Raw genomic sequence first — 16,000 nt, forward strand, 5'->3', positions numbered from 1 at the left:
GTGATACCCCACGGCACCGACACCCGTACGGGCGGGTCAGACCCGGACGAGCACCTGGGCGAGGTCCTTGCGGGTCAGGTCGGGCACGGTGGCGTCCTCGGCGGGGTAGCCGACCGGGATCACCGCGAACGCCTTCTCGTTGCGCGGGCGGTTGAGCACCTCGGCCAGGAACTTCATCGGACTGGGCGTGTGGGTCAGCGCGGCGAGGCCGGCCAGGTGCAGCGCGGTGATGAGCATGCCGACCGCGATCCCCACCGACTCGTCGACGTAGTAGTGCTTGTGCTGTTCGTTGTCGTCCAAGTAGTACCGCTGCTCGAACACCACGATCAGGTACGGCGCGTCGGTCAGGTGCGGCTTGTTCATGTCGGTGCCCAGCGGGCGCAGCGCCGAGAGCCACTCCTCGCCGAGCCTGCCCGCGTAGGAGACCTGCTCCTCCTTCTCCGCGGCCTCGCGGATCTTCAGCCGCACCCGGGGATCGTCCACGAGCACGAACGTCCAGGGCTGCTGGTGCGCCCCGGAGGGGGCGGTGGAGGCGACCGCGATGGCGTCGAGCACGACCTGCTCGGGCACTGGGTCGGTGGAGAAGGAGCGCACTGTCCGTCGTTGGTCCATCTTCGCCCTGAGGTCCGCCGCGGCGCGCAGGGAGTGCTCGACGCTCATCCGTTCCGGTCGGTACGGGACGGGCGTGTAGGGCTGATCGTGGATTGGTTCCCAGGCCATGTGCAGGAGTGTGGCAAGGGAAGCGCCGATGTACCTCATACCGTGTGGTCATAGGACGTACGTCATGAGCCGAACGGACGCGGCTGCCCGCCTCATCCGCGCACGTCAGGCACGCTCTAGGCTTGCTGTCATGGCGCAGCGCCGCATCGGGATCATGGGTGGCACGTTCGACCCGATCCACCACGGACACCTCGTCGCCGCGAGCGAGGTGCAGGCGCGGTTCGACCTCGACGAGGTCGTGTTCGTGCCCACCGGGCACCCCTGGCAGAAGGGCGACCGCGAGGTCAGCGCCGCCGAGGACCGGTACCTGATGACCGTCGTGGCCACCGCGTCCAACCCGCACTTCTCCGTCAGCCGCGTGGACATCGAACGCGAGGGCGCCACCTACACCGTGGACACCCTGCGCGACCTGCACGCGCTCAACCCGGACGCGGAGCTGTACTTCATCACCGGCGCCGACGCCCTCGGCCAGATCCTGTCCTGGCGCGACGCCGCGGAGCTGTTCACCCTCGCCCACTTCGTGGGTGTCACCCGGCCGGGGTACGACCTGGCCGACAGCCACCTGCCCACCGGGTCGGTCAGCCTGGTCGAGGTGCCCGCCATGGCCATCTCGTCCACCGCGTGCCGCGAGCGCGTCGGCAAGGGCGAGCCGGTCTGGTACCTGGTGCCCGACGGCGTGGTGCAGTACATCTCCAAACGACGGCTCTACGTCGGCGAACGCTGACCGGCGGGTACTCTCGACGGGTTGCGTCAACGAGCACCCCAAGGAGACCCGTGGTAGCCACGGAACAAGCCCGCCACTTGGCCACCGTCGCGGCCGCGGCGGCGGCGGACAAGAAGGCGACCGAGGTGGTCGTGCTCGATGTGTCCGACCAGCTCGTCATCACCGACTGCTTCGTCATCGCCTCAGCAGCCAATGAGCGGCAGGTCGGCGCGATCGTCGACAACGTCGAGGAGAAGATGCGCGAGGCGGGCACCAAGCCGGTGCGCCGCGAGGGCGCGCGCGAGGGTCGGTGGGTCCTGCTGGACTTCGTCGACGTCGTCGTGCACATCCAGCACGCCGAGGAACGCTCGTTCTACAGCCTGGAGCGGCTGTGGAAGGACTGCCCGAGGGTTCCGTTCGAGGCCGGGCCCCCTTCGGAGGAGGCCGACGCCACGTGACGCTGCGCAGGCTCGTGCTGTGGCGACACGGCGAGACCGACTACAACGCCTCCGGCCGGATGCAGGGCCACCTGGACTCCAACCTCACCGAGGTCGGCAGGAACCAGGCCCGCTTCGCCGTACCAGCGTTGGCGCGGTTCGCCCCGGACATCGTCGTCGCCTCCGACCTGCGCCGCGCCACCGACACCGCGACGGTGTTCAGCACCGCCAGCGGTGTCCCCCTGCGGATCGACAAGCGCCTGCGGGAGACCCACCTGGGTCTCTGGCAGGGCAAGACCAGCGCCGAGGTCGACACCGAGTGGCCCGGCGCCCGCCGGACCTGGCAGACCGACCCGACCTGGGCCCCGCCCGGCGGCGAGCCGCGCGTCGAGGTGGCCACCCGCGCCGCCGAGGTCGTCACCGACCTCGACGCGGGGGATGAGGACACCGCCATGCTGTGCGCGCACGGCGGCCTGATCATCGCGCTGACCGCCCGGCTGCTGGAGCTGCCGCTGGCCTCCTGGTCGCTGCTCGGCGGCATCGGCAACTGCCACTGGACCGTGCTGGCCCGCCGCGCGAACAGCGGCCTGGCGTGGCGGCTGATCGCCTACAACGCGGGCATCACCGGGTGACGACCCTGCTCGTGTTCGCCGACTCGCTGGCCTTCCACGGGCCGGACGGGCCGCACCCGGCCGACGACCAGCGGCTGTGGCCCAACCTGGCCGCGGCGGCGCTGGGCGGGTCGGCCGAGCTGTTCGCGGGGTTCGGCTGGACGGCCCGGGACGCGTACTGGTCGCTGGTGGGGGACCCGCGGGTGTGGCCGGTGCTGCCGAAGGCGTCGGTGCTGGTGCTGGGGGTCGGCGGGATGGACACGCTGCCGTCTCCCGTGCCGACCTATCTACGGGAAGGCATTCGGTACCTGCACTCCGACCGCGTGCGGCGGGGTGTGCGGGCGGCGTATCTGCGCTCGCAGCCGCTGCTGTCCCGGGTTGGCCGTCGGGTGGCGCTGCCGCCCGCGCTGAGCGTGCGCTACCTGGACCGGACGCTGGTGGCGGTGCGGACGTTGCTGCCGTCGTTGCCCGTGGTGGCGGTGTTGCCGTCGGTGCACCGCGCGGCTGGGTACTGGTCGGTGCACAAGGGCAGGGAACCCGCGGTCCGGGCGCTGACCGCGTGGGCCGCCGAGGCCCAGGTGCCGCTGCTGGACCTGTCCGAGGTGGTGGGTGAGCACGTGCTCGGCGGGTACGGCAATCCCGACGGCATCCACTGGGGATGGGTCGGGCACGAGCAGGTGGGCAAGGCGTTCGCCGAGCTGATCGGACCCCTGCTCGACTGACTGGGGCATCGTCCGGGCCTGGGATTAGGCTCACCCATCGTGCCGTTCGCCGTAGTCACCGACTCCACCGCTTACCTGCCCGAGGGGTTCGCCGACCGGCACGCCGTCCACGTCGTCCCCCTGACCGTGCACATCGATGACCGCGAGGGCCGCGACGGCATCGACATCGGCCCCGACGAGTTGGTTACCGCGCTGCGCGAGCACCGCAGGGTGACGACGTCGCGGCCGAGCCCGGAGGTTTTCGCCGCCCGCTACCGAGACCTGCTCGACGGCGGCGCCGACGGCGTGCTCTCCGTCCACATCTCCCGCGAGCTCTCCGGCACCTGGGAGTCCGCCCGGCTGGCCGCCGCGGAGGTCGACCCGGAGCGGGTGCGGGTGGTCGACTCCCGCACGATCGCCATGGGCTTGGGCTTCGCCGCCCTGCGGGGAGCGGCCGTCGCCGAGACCGGGGCGTCGGGGGACGAGGTGGAGGCCGCCGCGGTGGCCGCCGCCGCGCGCACGCGCTGCCTGTTCGTCGTGGAGACCCTGGAGCACCTGCGCCGCGGTGGCCGGATCGGCGCGGCGGCGGCCCTGTTCGGCACCGCGCTGTCGGTCAAGCCGGTCCTGCACGTCTCCGACGGGCGCATCCTGCCGCTGGAGAAGGTGCGCACCACGAGCCGGGCGCTGGCCCGCCTGCTCGACCTCGCCGAGACCGCCGCCGCCGAACTGCCCGGCGGCGAGGCCCCCGCCCGACTGGCCGTGCACCACCTCGGCGCGCCGGAACGCGCCGCCGAACTCGCCGCCCGCCTCGACGAGCGCCTGCCCGGCTCGATGGGGTGTTTCGTCAGCGAGGTCGGCGCGGTGATCGGCGCCCACACGGGTCCGGGTGTGCTGGGCATCGTGATCTGCACCTAAACTTCCCAGGGTTCCTGAATTCCCGAGGCTCCGCAACGAACCATCCACAGGCGCTCGGGTTGTCCACAGGTTGGAAAGTTGGTCTCGCGGCGGCCGGTGACGGGCTCCTACCGTCGAGATATGTCCGAACTCAAAGCCCGCCAGTTTGACGACGCCCTCACCCGCCTGGCCCGCGCCATCGATCGACCGTGGGACGGCCGGCCCAACGCGTCCATCATGGACTCCGACAGGCCACCCCTTCACCGCTTCCTGGGCCGCTGGGGCAGATCCGGCTCCTTCTCCGGCCAACTGCCGGTGTACCCGACCGAGGACCCGGACGCGCCACCAGAGCCCCCAGCCCGCCGTCGCCACCGCGTGCCGCTGTTCGCCGCCATCGCCGCGGTGGTCCTCGGCGCGCTCCTCGCGGGCTTCCTCGCCCTGCCCAGCGGCCCACCGGTCCCCGCGGAACCCCCGCCCGCCATCGTCCCCATGGCCGCTGCGGCCACCCCGACACTGGTCGTCGACGTCCAGGGCAAGGTAGTCAAGCCCGGCCTGCGCACCCTCCCCGAAGGCTCCCGCGTCGCCGACGCCATCACCGCCAGCGGCGGCACAGTCCCCGGCACCGACACCAGCACCCTGAACCTGGCCCGCCACCTGACAGACGGCGAACAGATCCAGGTAGGCAAACCCCCACCCATAGGTGCCGACCCGACGAACCCACCCCTGGTCAACCTCAACACCGCCCCCGTCCACCAACTCGACTCCCTCCCCGGCGTCGGCATCGTCACCGCCCAACGCATCGTCGAGTACCGCAACCGCAAGGGCGGCTTCACCAAGATCGCCCAACTACGTGAGATAGAAGGCATCGGCCCATCCCGCTACGAAAAACTGAAAGACCTGGTCACAGTGAACTAACTCCCCACTGGACCACTGTAGACAGTCGCTTCCCGTTCCCGGAGCCGACTGCCGTCAAGCTGCCCACTCCAAGCCACACCACCCGCCGCCCCCCAAGCCACCCGCCACCCGCCCAAGCGATCGCACCCACGACACCTGGATGGCACCCATGTCCGCTCTCCCACCCTCAACACCCACCCGCCACCACACATCCCTTGAAGACCACTGTTCCCCCCACCCGACCACCGCACCCCAACCCCCGCCCTCCACCAGCCCACCCACCACCACCCCCCTGAACCCCAAGCCCGACCCACACCCCCAGCACCGCTCAACCACCACCCCGTACCCACCGTCCACGCGCCTCCGCCCGCAGTGCTCGTGCCACCCAGCGCAAACCACCGCCAGTCCTGTGAACTCCGATGCCGACCCATGCCACCGCTGTTCAACCAGCACCCTGTGCCCGCCGTCCACACGGCCCCGCCTCTGGTGTTCATGCCATCCAGCGCAGGTCTTCGCCAGCCCCTTGAACTCCGAGGTCGATCCACGCTTCCTCCGCCGCTCAACCGCCACCCCGTGCCCGCCGCCAGCACGCCCCCGCCCTCGGTACTCGTGTCACCCAACGCAGGCCACCGCCATCTCCAGCCAGCCCACGACCCCGTCCGCCGCCACCCACGCTGATCTCTGTCGTGCCTGTGGTGCCACTGGCACCTCGTTCGAGACATGGTCGAGGTTCCGGTACCAGCCAGCGCAGGCCGCTGCTAACCCGCGTGAGCCTGTTGGACCGCTGGCGAGTGCGTCCACCGCCCTCCGCCTTGATCCCTGCTGTGCTTGGGGTGCTGCCGGTCGGCAAGCGCGGGCTGTTTTTGCCCCGCGCGAGCCTGAAGCGCTGCCCGCAAGTGCGTCTACTGCCGCCCGCGCTGTTTCCCATGGTGCTGATGGTTCATGCGGGACGTGGTCTGGAATCCGGCGCTCCGGGCGGCCGATGCGATCCACCTCTAGCCCGCGTGAGCTTGGCGGGCCGCCTGCGAATACGTCTACTGCTGTCCGCAGCGATCTTTGTCGGGCCTGTGCCGCTGGAGCCTCCTGCGCGACGCGGTGTGCTGGTCGATGGGGACAAGCTACTTCTGGTCCGCGTGAACCCGCCGGGCTATCCGCAAGTGCACCCGCCACCATCCACGTTGATCCCTGTCGCGCTTGCGGTGCTGTTGTTGGCTTGGGTGGGAAGCGGTGTGCTGGTCGGGCCGCGCGGGGTGCTGCCAAGCCTCGTCAATTGGCTGGGCGTCCGGTGAGGCTGGCTGTCTTCATTGGCGCGCTTCTGGGGTTTGGATTCTGTCGTGCGGCTGAGTGCTTGCGGCGGAGGCGGTCCAAGGCTGGGAGTTCTCGTCGGCTCGGGCGAGGCGCTGGCGGTCCTCGGTTGTCTTCGTGGCCTCCCACTGGTCCATCTGTTCCTATCCGTCCTTCTGTGGAGGTTGACTCATGCCGTCTTCCGCTCACGACTGGCGCCTCGTGCCCGCCGCCGGGGTGGTCTGGCTCGCGGCGTTCCTCGGGTTGCTCGAGCACTGGGCGATTGGGGCGGCGGTCGGGGTGGTGGCCGTGGTGGGGTCGGCGGTGGTCCTCGCGCGCGCAAAGGAGGGAAGGGCGGGGCGGTTGCGGGCCGGGTGGCCGTTGTTGGCGGCTGGGGTGCTCGCCGTCGTCCCAGTGTCCGAGCGGGTCCGGGGTGCGGCTCAGGACCCGATCCGGCCTCTGGCGGCGGCCGGGGCCCGGGTGGACTTGCGGGTCGAGGTCATCGAGCGGCCCCGGCCACTGCGGTCGGCGGGGTACGGGGACACGCCGTCAGGGGTTCGCACGGTGGTGGTTGCCGCGCGGGTGGTCCCGACCGACGCCGTCCGCAGCACCGGGACCGTCGTCCTGTTCGCCCCGGCAGCGCAGTGGGGCGCCCTGCTGCCCGGGCAGCGCGCCACGGCAGCGGTGAAGCTGGGCCCGGCGGGAGCGGGGGACCTGACCGTGGCCGTCGTCAACGTCCGCGGACCGCCGTCCGATGTGGACGAACCGAGCATGGCGCAGCGGATCGCGGGCGACCTGCGGGCCGGGCTTCGGCAGGCGGCGGGGGAGGCGCTGGGCGCCGAGGCGGCGGGACTCCTGCCCGCGCTCGTCGTCGGCGACACCGATGGGCTGGCGCCGGGGGTGCGCGCGGACTTCGACGCCGCCGGGATGACCCACCTGCTCGCCGTCAGCGGGGCGAACCTGGCGATCGTCGGGTTCTTCGCGCTGTTCCTGCTGCGGCTGCTCCGAGCGGGCCCCTGGCTCTCGGCGGCGGGCGCGGCGGCGGCGATGCTCGGGTTCGTCGTGCTCGCCGGGCCGGAGCCGAGCGTGCTGCGGGCGGCGGTCATGGGGCTCATCGGGTTGCTGGCGCTGGCGTTGGGGCGGGAGAAGTCCACGCTGCCCGCGCTGGCGGTCGCGGTCGTCGGGTTGGTCGTGGTCGACCCGGGGATGGCGGTGTCCTTCGGCTTCGTGCTGTCGGTGCTGGCCACGGCCGGGCTGGTGCTGATCGCACCGCGGTGGGCGGCGGCGCTGGCCCGCAGGCGGATTCCGCGGGGGATCGCCGAGGCGGTGGCCGTGCCCGCGGCCGCGCACCTGGTCACCGCGCCCGTGGTGGCGGGGATGAGCGGCCAGGTGAGCCTGGTCGCGGTCGCCGCGAACCTGGTGGTCGCGCCGGTCGTCGCCCCGGCGACGGTGCTGGGCGTGCTCGCCGCGCTGGTCGCGCCCGGGTGGCCGTGGGCGGCGAGCGCGCTGGTCACCCTGGCCGGTCCGGAGACCGAGTGGCTGATCGCCGTCGCCGACCACGCCGCGGCGATCCCGGGCGCGGCGGTGGACTGGCCCGCGGGCTGGTGGGGCGGGCTGCTCGCCGCGGCCGTGGTCGGGGTGCTCGTGCTGGCGGCGCGGTGGGCGCGGTGGTGTCGGCGCCGCTGGGGTTCGGTCCCCCGACTGCGGACGTTGGTGGCGCTGGCGCTCGTCGGCGTGCTGCTGGTGGTCATCCCGGTGCGGGTGGTCGGGCCGGGGTGGCCGCCCGCCGGGTGGGCCGCGGTGGCGTGCGACGTCGGGCAGGGCGACGCGGTGGTGTTGGCCACCTCCGACGGTCGGCCGGTGCTGGTCGACACCGGTCCCGACCCGGCGCCGGTGGCCGACTGCCTCGACCGGCTCGGGGTGGGCGGGCTCGCCGCGGTGGTGCTCACCCACCTGCACGCCGACCACATCGGCGGCCTTCCCGCCGTCCTGGCCGACCACCGGCCCGGCGCGGTGATCGTCGGCCCGGCGCGCACTCCCGGATGGGCCTGGGACCGCGTGCGCGAGTCCACGGCCTCGGCGGGCGTACCGGTGGTCGACCTGACCGCGGGCCGCCGGATCACCTGGCCGGGACTGACCGTTGACGTGCTCCACCCGAAAGGAGGTGACGCTCCGCCGGAAGACGGTGACGGCAGCGACATCAACAACGCCTCACTCGTCCTGCTCGCCAGCACCATTGCGGGCCGGATACTGCTGACCGGCGACATCGAGCTGACCGCCCAAGCCGACTTGGTGGCCTCCGGCGTCGACCTCACCGCCGAGGTGATCAAGGTGCCACACCACGGCTCCCGCTTCACCGACCCGGCGTTCATGGCGGCGGTGCGACCAACCGTGGCACTGATCAGCGTCGGCGCCCGCAACCGCTACGGCCACCCCAACCCACGAACCCTGGCCGCCTTAACGGACCTGGGAACCCGAACCGCCCGAACCGACCTCGGCGGCGACCTCGCCGTTGTTCCGCAAGCAGGCCGACCCGCCGTGGTGTCCCGTGGGCCTCCGTGAACCCTGGCCGCCCTGGCGATCTGGAACCCAGATCCTCGGATCGAGCTTGGCGGCGACTTCGCGATGGTCTCGCTGGCTGGCCGCCCCGCTGTGATGTCCCGTGGATCTACACGACCCCTGGCCGTCTTGGCGGATCGGAACCAGGACGCTCGGATCGACTTCGGTGGGAATCTCGCGGTGGTCTGACCAGACGGCCTGCAGTGGTCTCCCATGGGCGTTCCGTGAACCCGGCCGCGTTGGTGGATCAGGGAAACGGGACCGCTCAGATCGACCTTGGTGGTGACCTCGTGGGCCGACCGTTCCGCCGTGGTGTCCTGTGGGCTCCGTGAGCCTAAGCCGCGTTGGTGGACCTGGGAACGGGACCGCTCAGATCGACCTTGGTGGCGATCTCGTGGTGGGCTGGCTGGTCAGCTGTGCCACCGGGGTTTCCCGGCCTTCGTGAGAACCCGTGGTGGACCAAGCCGAGGTCTGGCTTGGTCCACCACGGACAGGGCTAGCGGCCCAGGGCGGCGCGGACGGCGGCGGCGCTGGGGGGGACGGTGGCGCGGGGGCCGATGTGCTTCTCGACGGCGTCGAGGGTCTTGAGGCCGTCGCCGGTGATGAGCAGGACGGTGTCGGCGTCGGGGTCGAGTTGGCCGGTGTCGATGAGCTTCTTCGCCGTGGCGACGGTCACGCCGCCCGCGGTCTCGGCGAAGATGCCCTCGGTGCGGGCCAGCAGGCGGATGCCCTCGACGACCTCCTCGTCGCTGACGTCCTCCACCGCGCCGCCGGTGCGGCGGACGGCGTCGAGGACGTAGGGGCCGTCGGCGGGGGCGCCGATCGCCAGGGAGCGGGCGATGGTGTCCGGCTTGACCGGGATGATCACGTCCTGGTCGGTCTTGTACGCCGTGGAGACCGGCGAGCAGCCGGTGGCCTGGGCGCCGAAGATGCGGTACGGGGCGGCCTCCACCAGGCCGAGTTCACCCAGCTCGCGGAACGCCTTGTCCACTTTGGTCAGCTGGGAGCCGGAGGCGACCGGGATGACGACCTGCCCCGGCAGGCGCCACCCCAACTGCTCGGCGACCTCGTAGCCCAGGGTCTTGGAGCCCTCGGCGTAGTACGGGCGGACGTTGACGTTGACGAACGCCCAGTCCTCGTACTCCGCGGCGAGTTCGGTGGCCAGCCGGTTGACGTCGTCGTAGTTGCCGTCGACGGCGATCAGCGCGCCGTCGTACACCGCGGTGGTCAGGATCTTGGCGCGCTCCAGGGAGGAGGGGATCAGCACGACCGAGTCCCAGCCCGCGCGCGCCGCGGCGGCGGCCACGGCGTTGGCCAGGTTGCCCGTGGACGGGCAGGCGAGGACCTTGAAGCCGAGTGTGCGGGCCGCGGCCAGGGCGACGGCGACCACGCGGTCCTTGAAGGAGTGGGTGGGGTTGCCGGTGTCGTCCTTGACCCACAACGACTTCACGCCCAGCGCGGCGGCGAGGCGGTCGGCCTTGACCAGGCGGGTGAAGCCGGGGTCGGTGTTGGGGTGGGCCTGCACGTCCGGCGGAACCGGCAGCAGCGAGCGGTAGCGCCAGATCGACTTGGGGCCCGCCTCGATGTCGGCGCGGGTCACCGCTCCGAAGTCGTAGGCGACCTCAAGGGGCCCGAAGCACTCCGCGCAGGCGAACTCCGCGGCGAGGGGAACCTGGTGACCGCACTCCCGGCACGACAGGGCGCGGGCGGGGCCGAGGTTGATGGCGGTCGAAGTGTCCACAGCAGTCATCGCGAGGTCTCTCCTCATCTCTCCCGCCTTGCGCGGGTCGGAATTGGCACCGTGGTCGTGGCCGCCTTCACTGATGAAAGGAGACACTCACGCCGGTTGCCGGGGCTTCGTCGGGCCGTTCCCTCTGCCCCTCTGGATGAGCGGTATTCAGTTGTGAGGATCGCGGTGCGGTCCCGCTGGACACGGTACGTCACCGCCCGCGCGGGTGACCATCCCCGCGTCCATCATGCGAGAGCCCTTGCGCCGCCCGGCGCTGTCGGCGTCGCATGGCAGGATGCCGGTGTGAAGTCGCCCGAGGTCACCCCGGCCCCGCTGCAACTGGTGCTGGGCGAGGAGGAATTGCTGGTCGAGCGGGCGGTCCGCGCCGCCCTGGAGGCCACCCGCCTCGCCGACCCCGCGGCCGACCTCACCCGGGTCCGGGTGGCCGACCTCACAGCCCCCGAGCTGGCCGAACTCGTCTCCCCATCGCTGTTCGCCGAGGGCCGGGTGATCGTCTTGGACGCCGCGCAGGAGATCACCCAGGACATCGCCGCCACCGTCACCGCCTACGCCAAGGCGCCGACCGAGGGCATCGTCCTCGTCGTCGCGCACAACGGCGGCGGCCGCAAGGCGGGCAAGGACCTCGTCGCCACAATGCGCAAGCTCGGAGCGGTCGTCACCGACTGCCCGAAGATGACCAAGCCCGCCGACCGCGAGGCTTTCGTCCGCGAGGAGATCCGCCGCGCGGGGGGGCGGACCGACCCGGCCGCCGTCGCCGCGCTGATCGACTCGGTCGGCTCGGACCTGCGCGAGCTGGCCGCCGCCGCCGCGCAGCTGGTCTCCGACGCCGGTGGCGAGGTCACGCAGGAGGCCGTGCGCCGCTATCACCGCGGCCGCGCCGACGTCAACGGTTTCGCCGTCGCCGAGAAGGCTGTCACCGGCGACGTCGCCGGCGCCTTGGAGTCGCTGCGCTGGGCCATGCAACTGGGCGTGCCCCACGTCCTGGTCGCCGACGCCCTGGCCGACGCCGTGCGCACTGTGGCCCGCGTCGCGGGCGCGGGCCGCGCCGACCCGTTCCGCCTCGCCCAGCAGCTGGGCATGCCGCCGTGGAAGGTCAAGAAGGCCGTGGCCCAGTCCCGCGGCTGGCGCGCCACGGGACTGGTCGAGGCCATGCAGGTCGTCGCCCAGGTCAACGCCGACGTCAAGGGCGCTGCCGTGGACGCCGACTACGCCCTGGAGCGCGCCGTGCTGCGGCTGGCCCGCGCCCGGGGGCAGTGACTCAGGCGTTCAGCGGCCGGTAGCCCAGCGAGCTGGCCGCGTCGGGGTTGGCGTCCTCCTCGACGCTGACGCCCAGCCGCTCGACGAGTTCACCGCCCAGCCAGCCACCCAGGCCGAGGGCGAGCACGCCCGCCCAGACCAGGACGATCGCGGTCCAGGACGGCGCCCAGTCCACGGCCCCGACGCGCAGCACCCAGCTGATGGCGAACACGACGAGCACGGCCGTGTTCACCAGCCCGTGGGCGAGCCCGATCCGGCGGGCCCGGCTGCCGCGCGGGGTGACCAGCCACCAGTCCGCCCAGCCTGCCACGGCCGCGACCACGCCGAGCAGGACACCCGCGGCCATGAGGTGGGCCGCGGTGGTGGCGAAGCTGCCCCGGTCGGTGATCAGGTGCAGCACGTCGAAGCCGACGGCGGTGGTGAGCAGGCCCAGGGGGAAGACCATGAGCATGGGGTGCACGGCGTGACCTGCGGCTCGGACTCGGCTGCGCATCGACGGTGTCCTTCCTCGCGGGGTAATGCCAGGGGATACCCGCCAGAACCGCACCTAGTCACCCGCCGTGGCCGCCACTCCACGACGGCCGCCGGGCCGTGGCCAGGGCAGGTCCGCGAGCAGATCGGTGATCGCGTGCATGATCCGCTTGGTGGGCTCGTCCAGCGTCTCCCGGTCGGTCCCGGTCCGCGGCGACGTGACCGATGGCCACGGTCAGCATCGACGCGGCCCGCTCACTCGATGGTGGCCATGTTCGGTGGTGCGATGTGGTCCGGCCACCCAGCACGACCGCGGCCTCGACCACCCAGTGCGACCGCGGCCTGTCCGCCCCAGCGCGGCCACGGCAGTGCGACCGCGGCCCGTCCGCCCCAGCGCGACCTCGGTGCTGTCATTGCGCTCGCGGCCCGCTTGCTCGAGCGTGGCCATGTTCCGGTAGTGCGACTTGGTCCGTTCACCTCAGCACGACTGCGGCCGTAGTCACCCCTGTGCGGCCACGGTTCTGCCAGCGCGATCGCGGCCCGCGCACTTGAGCGTGGCCATGGTTCCGGTAGTGCGGTGTGGTCCGTCACCTCAGCACGATCGCGGCTTCGGCCACCCTGCGCGGCCACGGATTCGGCAGTGCGACCACGGCCTGTCCACTTCAGCGTGACCACTGCTCCGTGAGCGGGACCACGACCCCAGCCGCCGCCAGACAGCGCGGCCCGGTCTTCGTGCCGCCGATCCCGGCAGCCCGCGCCCACGTGGAGGCGGGTTCAGGGGTGGGACTCGCGGCTGGCCAGGATCTCCTCGCGGCGGGTCAGGCGGTGTTTGCGGCGGATCTCGGCTTCGCGCAGGCGTCGGGCGTCCTCGTCGGTCTCCGGTTTGACGGCGGGCACCGGGCGTGGCTGCCCGTCGGCGTCGACGGCCACGAACACCAGGTACGCCGCGGCAACCCGGACCGGCGGCACCCCGGCGCGGTCCCACGGTTCGGCCAGTACGCGCACCCCGACCTCCATCGAGGACCGGCCTGCCCAGTTCACCTGCGCGTGGGCGTGCACGAGGTCGCCGACGCGCACCGGGTGCAGGAACGTCATCCCGTCCATCGCCGCGGTGACGGCGGGGCCGCCGGAGTGGCGCTGGGCGACCGCGCCCGCGACGTCGTCGACCAGCTTCATCACCACGCCGCCGTGGACGGTGCCGAGCAGGTTGGTGTCCAGCGCGGTCATGATGTGCGACAGCGAGGTGCGCGCCGCCGACGGGGGTTTGGGCTCCATGGGAGCGAAACTAACAAAAGGCGCCGCACCCGTCCGGGTGCGGCGCCTCCTGGGAAAGCGGTGGATCAGCCGATCTTGTTGAGGCGCAGCGCCATCGCCGACTTCTTGTTGGCGGCCTGGTTGGCGTGGATGACGCCCTTGCCCGCGGCCTTGTCCAGCGCGCGGCCCGCCTCGCGGAGCAGGGTCTCGGCGGTCGTCTTGTCGCCGGACTCCGCGGCCTCGCGGAACTTGCGCACCGCGGTCTTCACCGAGGACTTGACGGCCTTGTTGCGCTGGCGGCGCTTCTCGTTGGTCTTGATGCGCTTCATCTGGGACCTGATGTTGGCCATGTTTCTCCCTGGGAGCTCTCGCGGTGGTCGTCGCGACGCACTGGTGCTTCGGCCCCTTGAAGGGTCTCCTCCACAGCGGAGTGCCGTACGGCGCGACGAGCTAGATTAACAAACCCCTAGTCGTCGCCCTTGGGTGGCCTGCCCCGCCGGGCGGGTCCGCCCGCCTCCTTGGGCAGGCGGCCCGCCTCGGCCAGCGCCCGCCGCAGCAGGAACTCGATCTGGGCGTTGGTGCTGCGCAGCTCGTCGTTGGCCCAGCGGGCCACCGCGTCGTGGATCGCGGGGTCCAGCCGGAGCAGGACTTTCTTGCGCTCGGCCATCAGGTGTAGAGCGACCCCGTGTTCACCACGGGCTGTACGTCGTGGTCGCTGCACAGGACGACGAGCAGGTTGGAGACCATCGCGGCCTTGCGCTCCTCGTCCAGCTCGACCACGTCGTGCGCGGCGAGCTGGTCCAGCGCCAGCTCCACCATCCCGACCGCGCCCTCGACGATCCGCGCGCGGGCGGCGACCACGGCCCCCGCCTGCTGGCGGCGCAGCATGGCCATCGCGATCTCCTGGGCGTAGGCCAGGTGCGTGATCCGCGACTCGATGACCAGCACCCCGGCGGCCTCGACCCGCGCGGCGATCTCCGCGGAGAGCTTCTGGGTGATCTCCTCGGCGTTCTCCCGCAGCGACAGCCGGTTGATGTCGCTGTGCTCGTCGTAGGGGTAGGAGGTGGCGATGTGGCGCACCGCGGTCTCGGTCTGGATGCCGACGAAGGCGATGAAGTCGTCGACCTCGAAGACCGCCCGCGCGGTGTCCTCGACCTTCCACACCACGACCGCGGCGATCTCGATCGGGTTGCCCTCGGCGTCGTTGACCTTCATGACCGCGGTCTCGTGGTTGCGAATCCGGGTCGACACCCGCCGCCGGGTGGTGAACGGGTTGACCCAGCGCAACCCGTCCAGGCGCAGCGTGCCGGTGTAGTGGCCGAGGAACTGCAGCACGCGCGCCTCACCGGGGTTAACCATCGTCAGCCCGCCGAAGGCCACCCCGGAGGCGATGATCGCCAGGACGCCGAGCGCCACCACCGTCACCGCCAACCCCGTGCCCATCCCGATCCCGCCGACGAACCCGGCAATCCCCACGCCGATCAACGCCAGCCCACCGAGGCCCAGGATGGCAGCCACCCCGGCCACCGGCAGCCCGGTCACGGTCATCGCCACCTTCTCGCGCACGTTCGGGGGCGGCAGGACGGGGGGCGTGTCGATCGTCGGGGTGCCCATGGGAACTCCTCCTCGCTAGCCAAAACCTAGCAAAGTGATATCACATTTTCAGGAGCCCGCGCCAGCCCTGCTGTCAGTAGCCGCGCTGAAACGTCGTCAACAGCGGGGCGCGGTGTGTCGGTGGTCGCCTCGGTCGGGAGTGATCCACAGTGAGGGAGTGACCGACTCGCAGACGCCGCCACTGTTGGACGGACTCAGCTCGCTGGAAGAGGCCGTGGTCGAAGCCGTCCGCAAAGGGGACTGGGTGGGGTCCGACACAACCTTGACAGTGGACCAGCTCGCCGTCACCGACGATCCAGGGCTGCGGGTTCGCGCAGAGCTGATTCGAGAGTTGCTTATGGGCCGCCGCGGCGAACTCGACCCCCGTGGCCTGCGCATCCGAGGAGTGCGGGTGGTCGGCGAGCTGGACTTGGACCACATCGCAGCGGTCACCGGCCTCGCATTGCGCGCCTGTGCACTGCCTGACGGCATTACCTGCAAGTACGCCCGATTACGTCAGGTGCTCCTGACCGACGCCACCTTGATCGCCAGCCTGTGCGCCGATGGCCTGCGCACCGAAGCCACCCTGTCCCTGCAGGGCGCGACCATTACCGGCACCGGTGGGAACGGGGCTTTGCGGCTGCTCGGCGCCCACATCGGCGGCCAACTCAACCTGTGCGGCGCCACGGTCACCAACAGCATCGGCCCCGCCCTGCACGCTGACAGACTGCGCACCGAAGCCACCCTGTCCCTAAAGGTTGTCCCGTAACGCTGTCTCGGTGTGATCGATGATCTTGGTGTGGATCAGGTGATCAGTGCGGACCGGTCGGAGTGGGTGCCGGTGTTCACGGGCTTGTCGGTGGGGGTGTTCC

17 protein-coding genes and 1 riboswitch are annotated in these 16,000 nt (G+C 71.5%); of the genes, 10 read left to right on the forward strand and 7 right to left on the reverse strand.

Annotation, left to right across the window (positions count from 1 at the left end; genetic code table 11):
- Positions 1–36: 36 nt before the first annotated feature.
- The gene (locus tag ACTG9Q_RS20325) at positions 37–720 is read right to left on the reverse strand and encodes a nitroreductase family protein (protein ID WP_455574398.1); all 684 of its coding nucleotides are present in this window, start codon (positions 718–720) and stop codon (positions 37–39) included.
- Positions 721–850: 130 nt separating this feature from the next.
- Between ACTG9Q_RS20325 and nadD the strand changes: the two genes are divergently transcribed.
- The 8 genes from nadD to ACTG9Q_RS20365 all read left to right on the forward strand — a co-directional run bounded on the left by nadD (position 851) and on the right by ACTG9Q_RS20365 (position 8,806).
- A complete protein-coding gene (gene nadD, locus ACTG9Q_RS20330) occupies positions 851–1,444 on the forward strand; it encodes a nicotinate-nucleotide adenylyltransferase (RefSeq protein ID WP_455574399.1) in 594 nt (197 codons plus the stop codon).
- Positions 1,445–1,494: 50 nt separating this feature from the next.
- Positions 1,495–1,881 carry a ribosome silencing factor gene (gene rsfS, locus ACTG9Q_RS20335; protein WP_455574400.1) on the forward strand — a complete coding sequence of 129 codons (387 nt, stop codon included), beginning with the start codon at positions 1,495–1,497 and terminating at the stop codon, positions 1,879–1,881.
- Positions 1,878–2,492 (forward strand): histidine phosphatase family protein, encoded by a 615-nt coding sequence (locus ACTG9Q_RS20340; protein WP_455574401.1) that lies wholly within the window; start codon positions 1,878–1,880, stop codon positions 2,490–2,492. Before rsfS ends, ACTG9Q_RS20340 begins: the two co-directional genes overlap by 4 nt.
- Positions 2,489–3,193 (forward strand): diglucosylglycerate octanoyltransferase, encoded by a 705-nt coding sequence (octT, locus tag ACTG9Q_RS20345; RefSeq protein WP_455574402.1) that lies wholly within the window; start codon positions 2,489–2,491, stop codon positions 3,191–3,193. Before ACTG9Q_RS20340 ends, octT begins: the two co-directional genes overlap by 4 nt.
- Positions 3,194–3,232: 39 nt before the next feature.
- Entirely contained in the window at positions 3,233–4,087 is an 855-nt protein-coding gene (locus ACTG9Q_RS20350) for a DegV family protein (RefSeq protein WP_455574403.1), read from the forward strand.
- A gap of 120 nt (positions 4,088–4,207) precedes the next feature.
- On the forward strand, positions 4,208–4,981 hold the full coding sequence (locus ACTG9Q_RS20355; protein ID WP_455574404.1) for a helix-hairpin-helix domain-containing protein: 774 nt from the start codon (positions 4,208–4,210) through the stop codon (positions 4,979–4,981).
- A gap of 803 nt (positions 4,982–5,784) precedes the next feature.
- Positions 5,785–6,249 (forward strand): hypothetical protein, encoded by a 465-nt coding sequence (locus ACTG9Q_RS20360; RefSeq protein WP_455574405.1) that lies wholly within the window; start codon positions 5,785–5,787, stop codon positions 6,247–6,249.
- A gap of 187 nt (positions 6,250–6,436) precedes the next feature.
- Complete coding sequence (locus ACTG9Q_RS20365) at positions 6,437–8,806, forward strand: ComEC/Rec2 family competence protein (RefSeq protein ID WP_455574406.1); 2,370 nt, start codon at positions 6,437–6,439, stop codon at positions 8,804–8,806.
- A 493-nt stretch (positions 8,807–9,299) separates the two neighbouring features.
- On the opposite strand, the gene thrC is transcribed toward ACTG9Q_RS20365, so the two are convergent.
- Positions 9,300–10,553 carry a threonine synthase gene (gene thrC / locus ACTG9Q_RS20370; RefSeq protein WP_455574407.1) on the reverse strand — a complete coding sequence of 418 codons (1,254 nt, stop codon included), beginning with the start codon at positions 10,551–10,553 and terminating at the stop codon, positions 9,300–9,302.
- 11 nt (positions 10,554–10,564) lie between these two features.
- Positions 10,565–10,696, reverse strand: a riboswitch (SAM riboswitch).
- 139 nt (positions 10,697–10,835) lie between these two features.
- Between thrC and holA the strand changes: the two genes are divergently transcribed.
- Positions 10,836–11,810 carry a DNA polymerase III subunit delta gene (gene holA, locus ACTG9Q_RS20375; RefSeq protein ID WP_455574408.1) on the forward strand — a complete coding sequence of 325 codons (975 nt, stop codon included), beginning with the start codon at positions 10,836–10,838 and terminating at the stop codon, positions 11,808–11,810.
- A 1-nt stretch (position 11,811) separates the two neighbouring features.
- On the opposite strand, the gene ACTG9Q_RS20380 is transcribed toward holA, so the two are convergent.
- The 5 genes from ACTG9Q_RS20380 to ACTG9Q_RS20400 all read right to left on the reverse strand — a co-directional run bounded on the left by ACTG9Q_RS20380 (position 11,812) and on the right by ACTG9Q_RS20400 (position 15,149).
- A complete protein-coding gene (locus tag ACTG9Q_RS20380; protein ID WP_455574409.1) occupies positions 11,812–12,303 on the reverse strand; it encodes a DUF2231 domain-containing protein in 492 nt (163 codons plus the stop codon).
- A 752-nt stretch (positions 12,304–13,055) separates the two neighbouring features.
- On the reverse strand, positions 13,056–13,556 hold the full coding sequence (locus tag ACTG9Q_RS20385) for an acyl-CoA thioesterase (RefSeq protein WP_455574410.1): 501 nt from the start codon (positions 13,554–13,556) through the stop codon (positions 13,056–13,058).
- Between the two features lie 65 nt (positions 13,557–13,621).
- Positions 13,622–13,885, reverse strand: a complete 264-nt coding sequence (gene rpsT / locus ACTG9Q_RS20390) for a 30S ribosomal protein S20 (RefSeq protein WP_455574411.1) — start codon at positions 13,883–13,885, stop codon at positions 13,622–13,624.
- A 116-nt stretch (positions 13,886–14,001) separates the two neighbouring features.
- Positions 14,002–14,202 carry a hypothetical protein gene (locus ACTG9Q_RS20395; protein WP_455574412.1) on the reverse strand — a complete coding sequence of 67 codons (201 nt, stop codon included), beginning with the start codon at positions 14,200–14,202 and terminating at the stop codon, positions 14,002–14,004.
- The gene (locus ACTG9Q_RS20400; protein ID WP_455574413.1) at positions 14,202–15,149 is read right to left on the reverse strand and encodes an SPFH domain-containing protein; all 948 of its coding nucleotides are present in this window, start codon (positions 15,147–15,149) and stop codon (positions 14,202–14,204) included. Before ACTG9Q_RS20400 ends, ACTG9Q_RS20395 begins: the two co-directional genes overlap by 1 nt.
- Positions 15,150–15,306: 157 nt before the next feature.
- Here ACTG9Q_RS20400 and ACTG9Q_RS20405 point away from each other — a divergent pair, with 157 nt between their 5' ends.
- Positions 15,307–15,897: a hypothetical protein gene (locus ACTG9Q_RS20405; RefSeq protein ID WP_455574414.1), complete on the forward strand. Its 591-nt coding sequence runs from the start codon at positions 15,307–15,309 to the stop codon at positions 15,895–15,897.
- Positions 15,898–16,000: the final 103 nt, after the last annotated feature.

It is taken from the genome of Actinokineospora lacus (assembly GCF_053813445.1).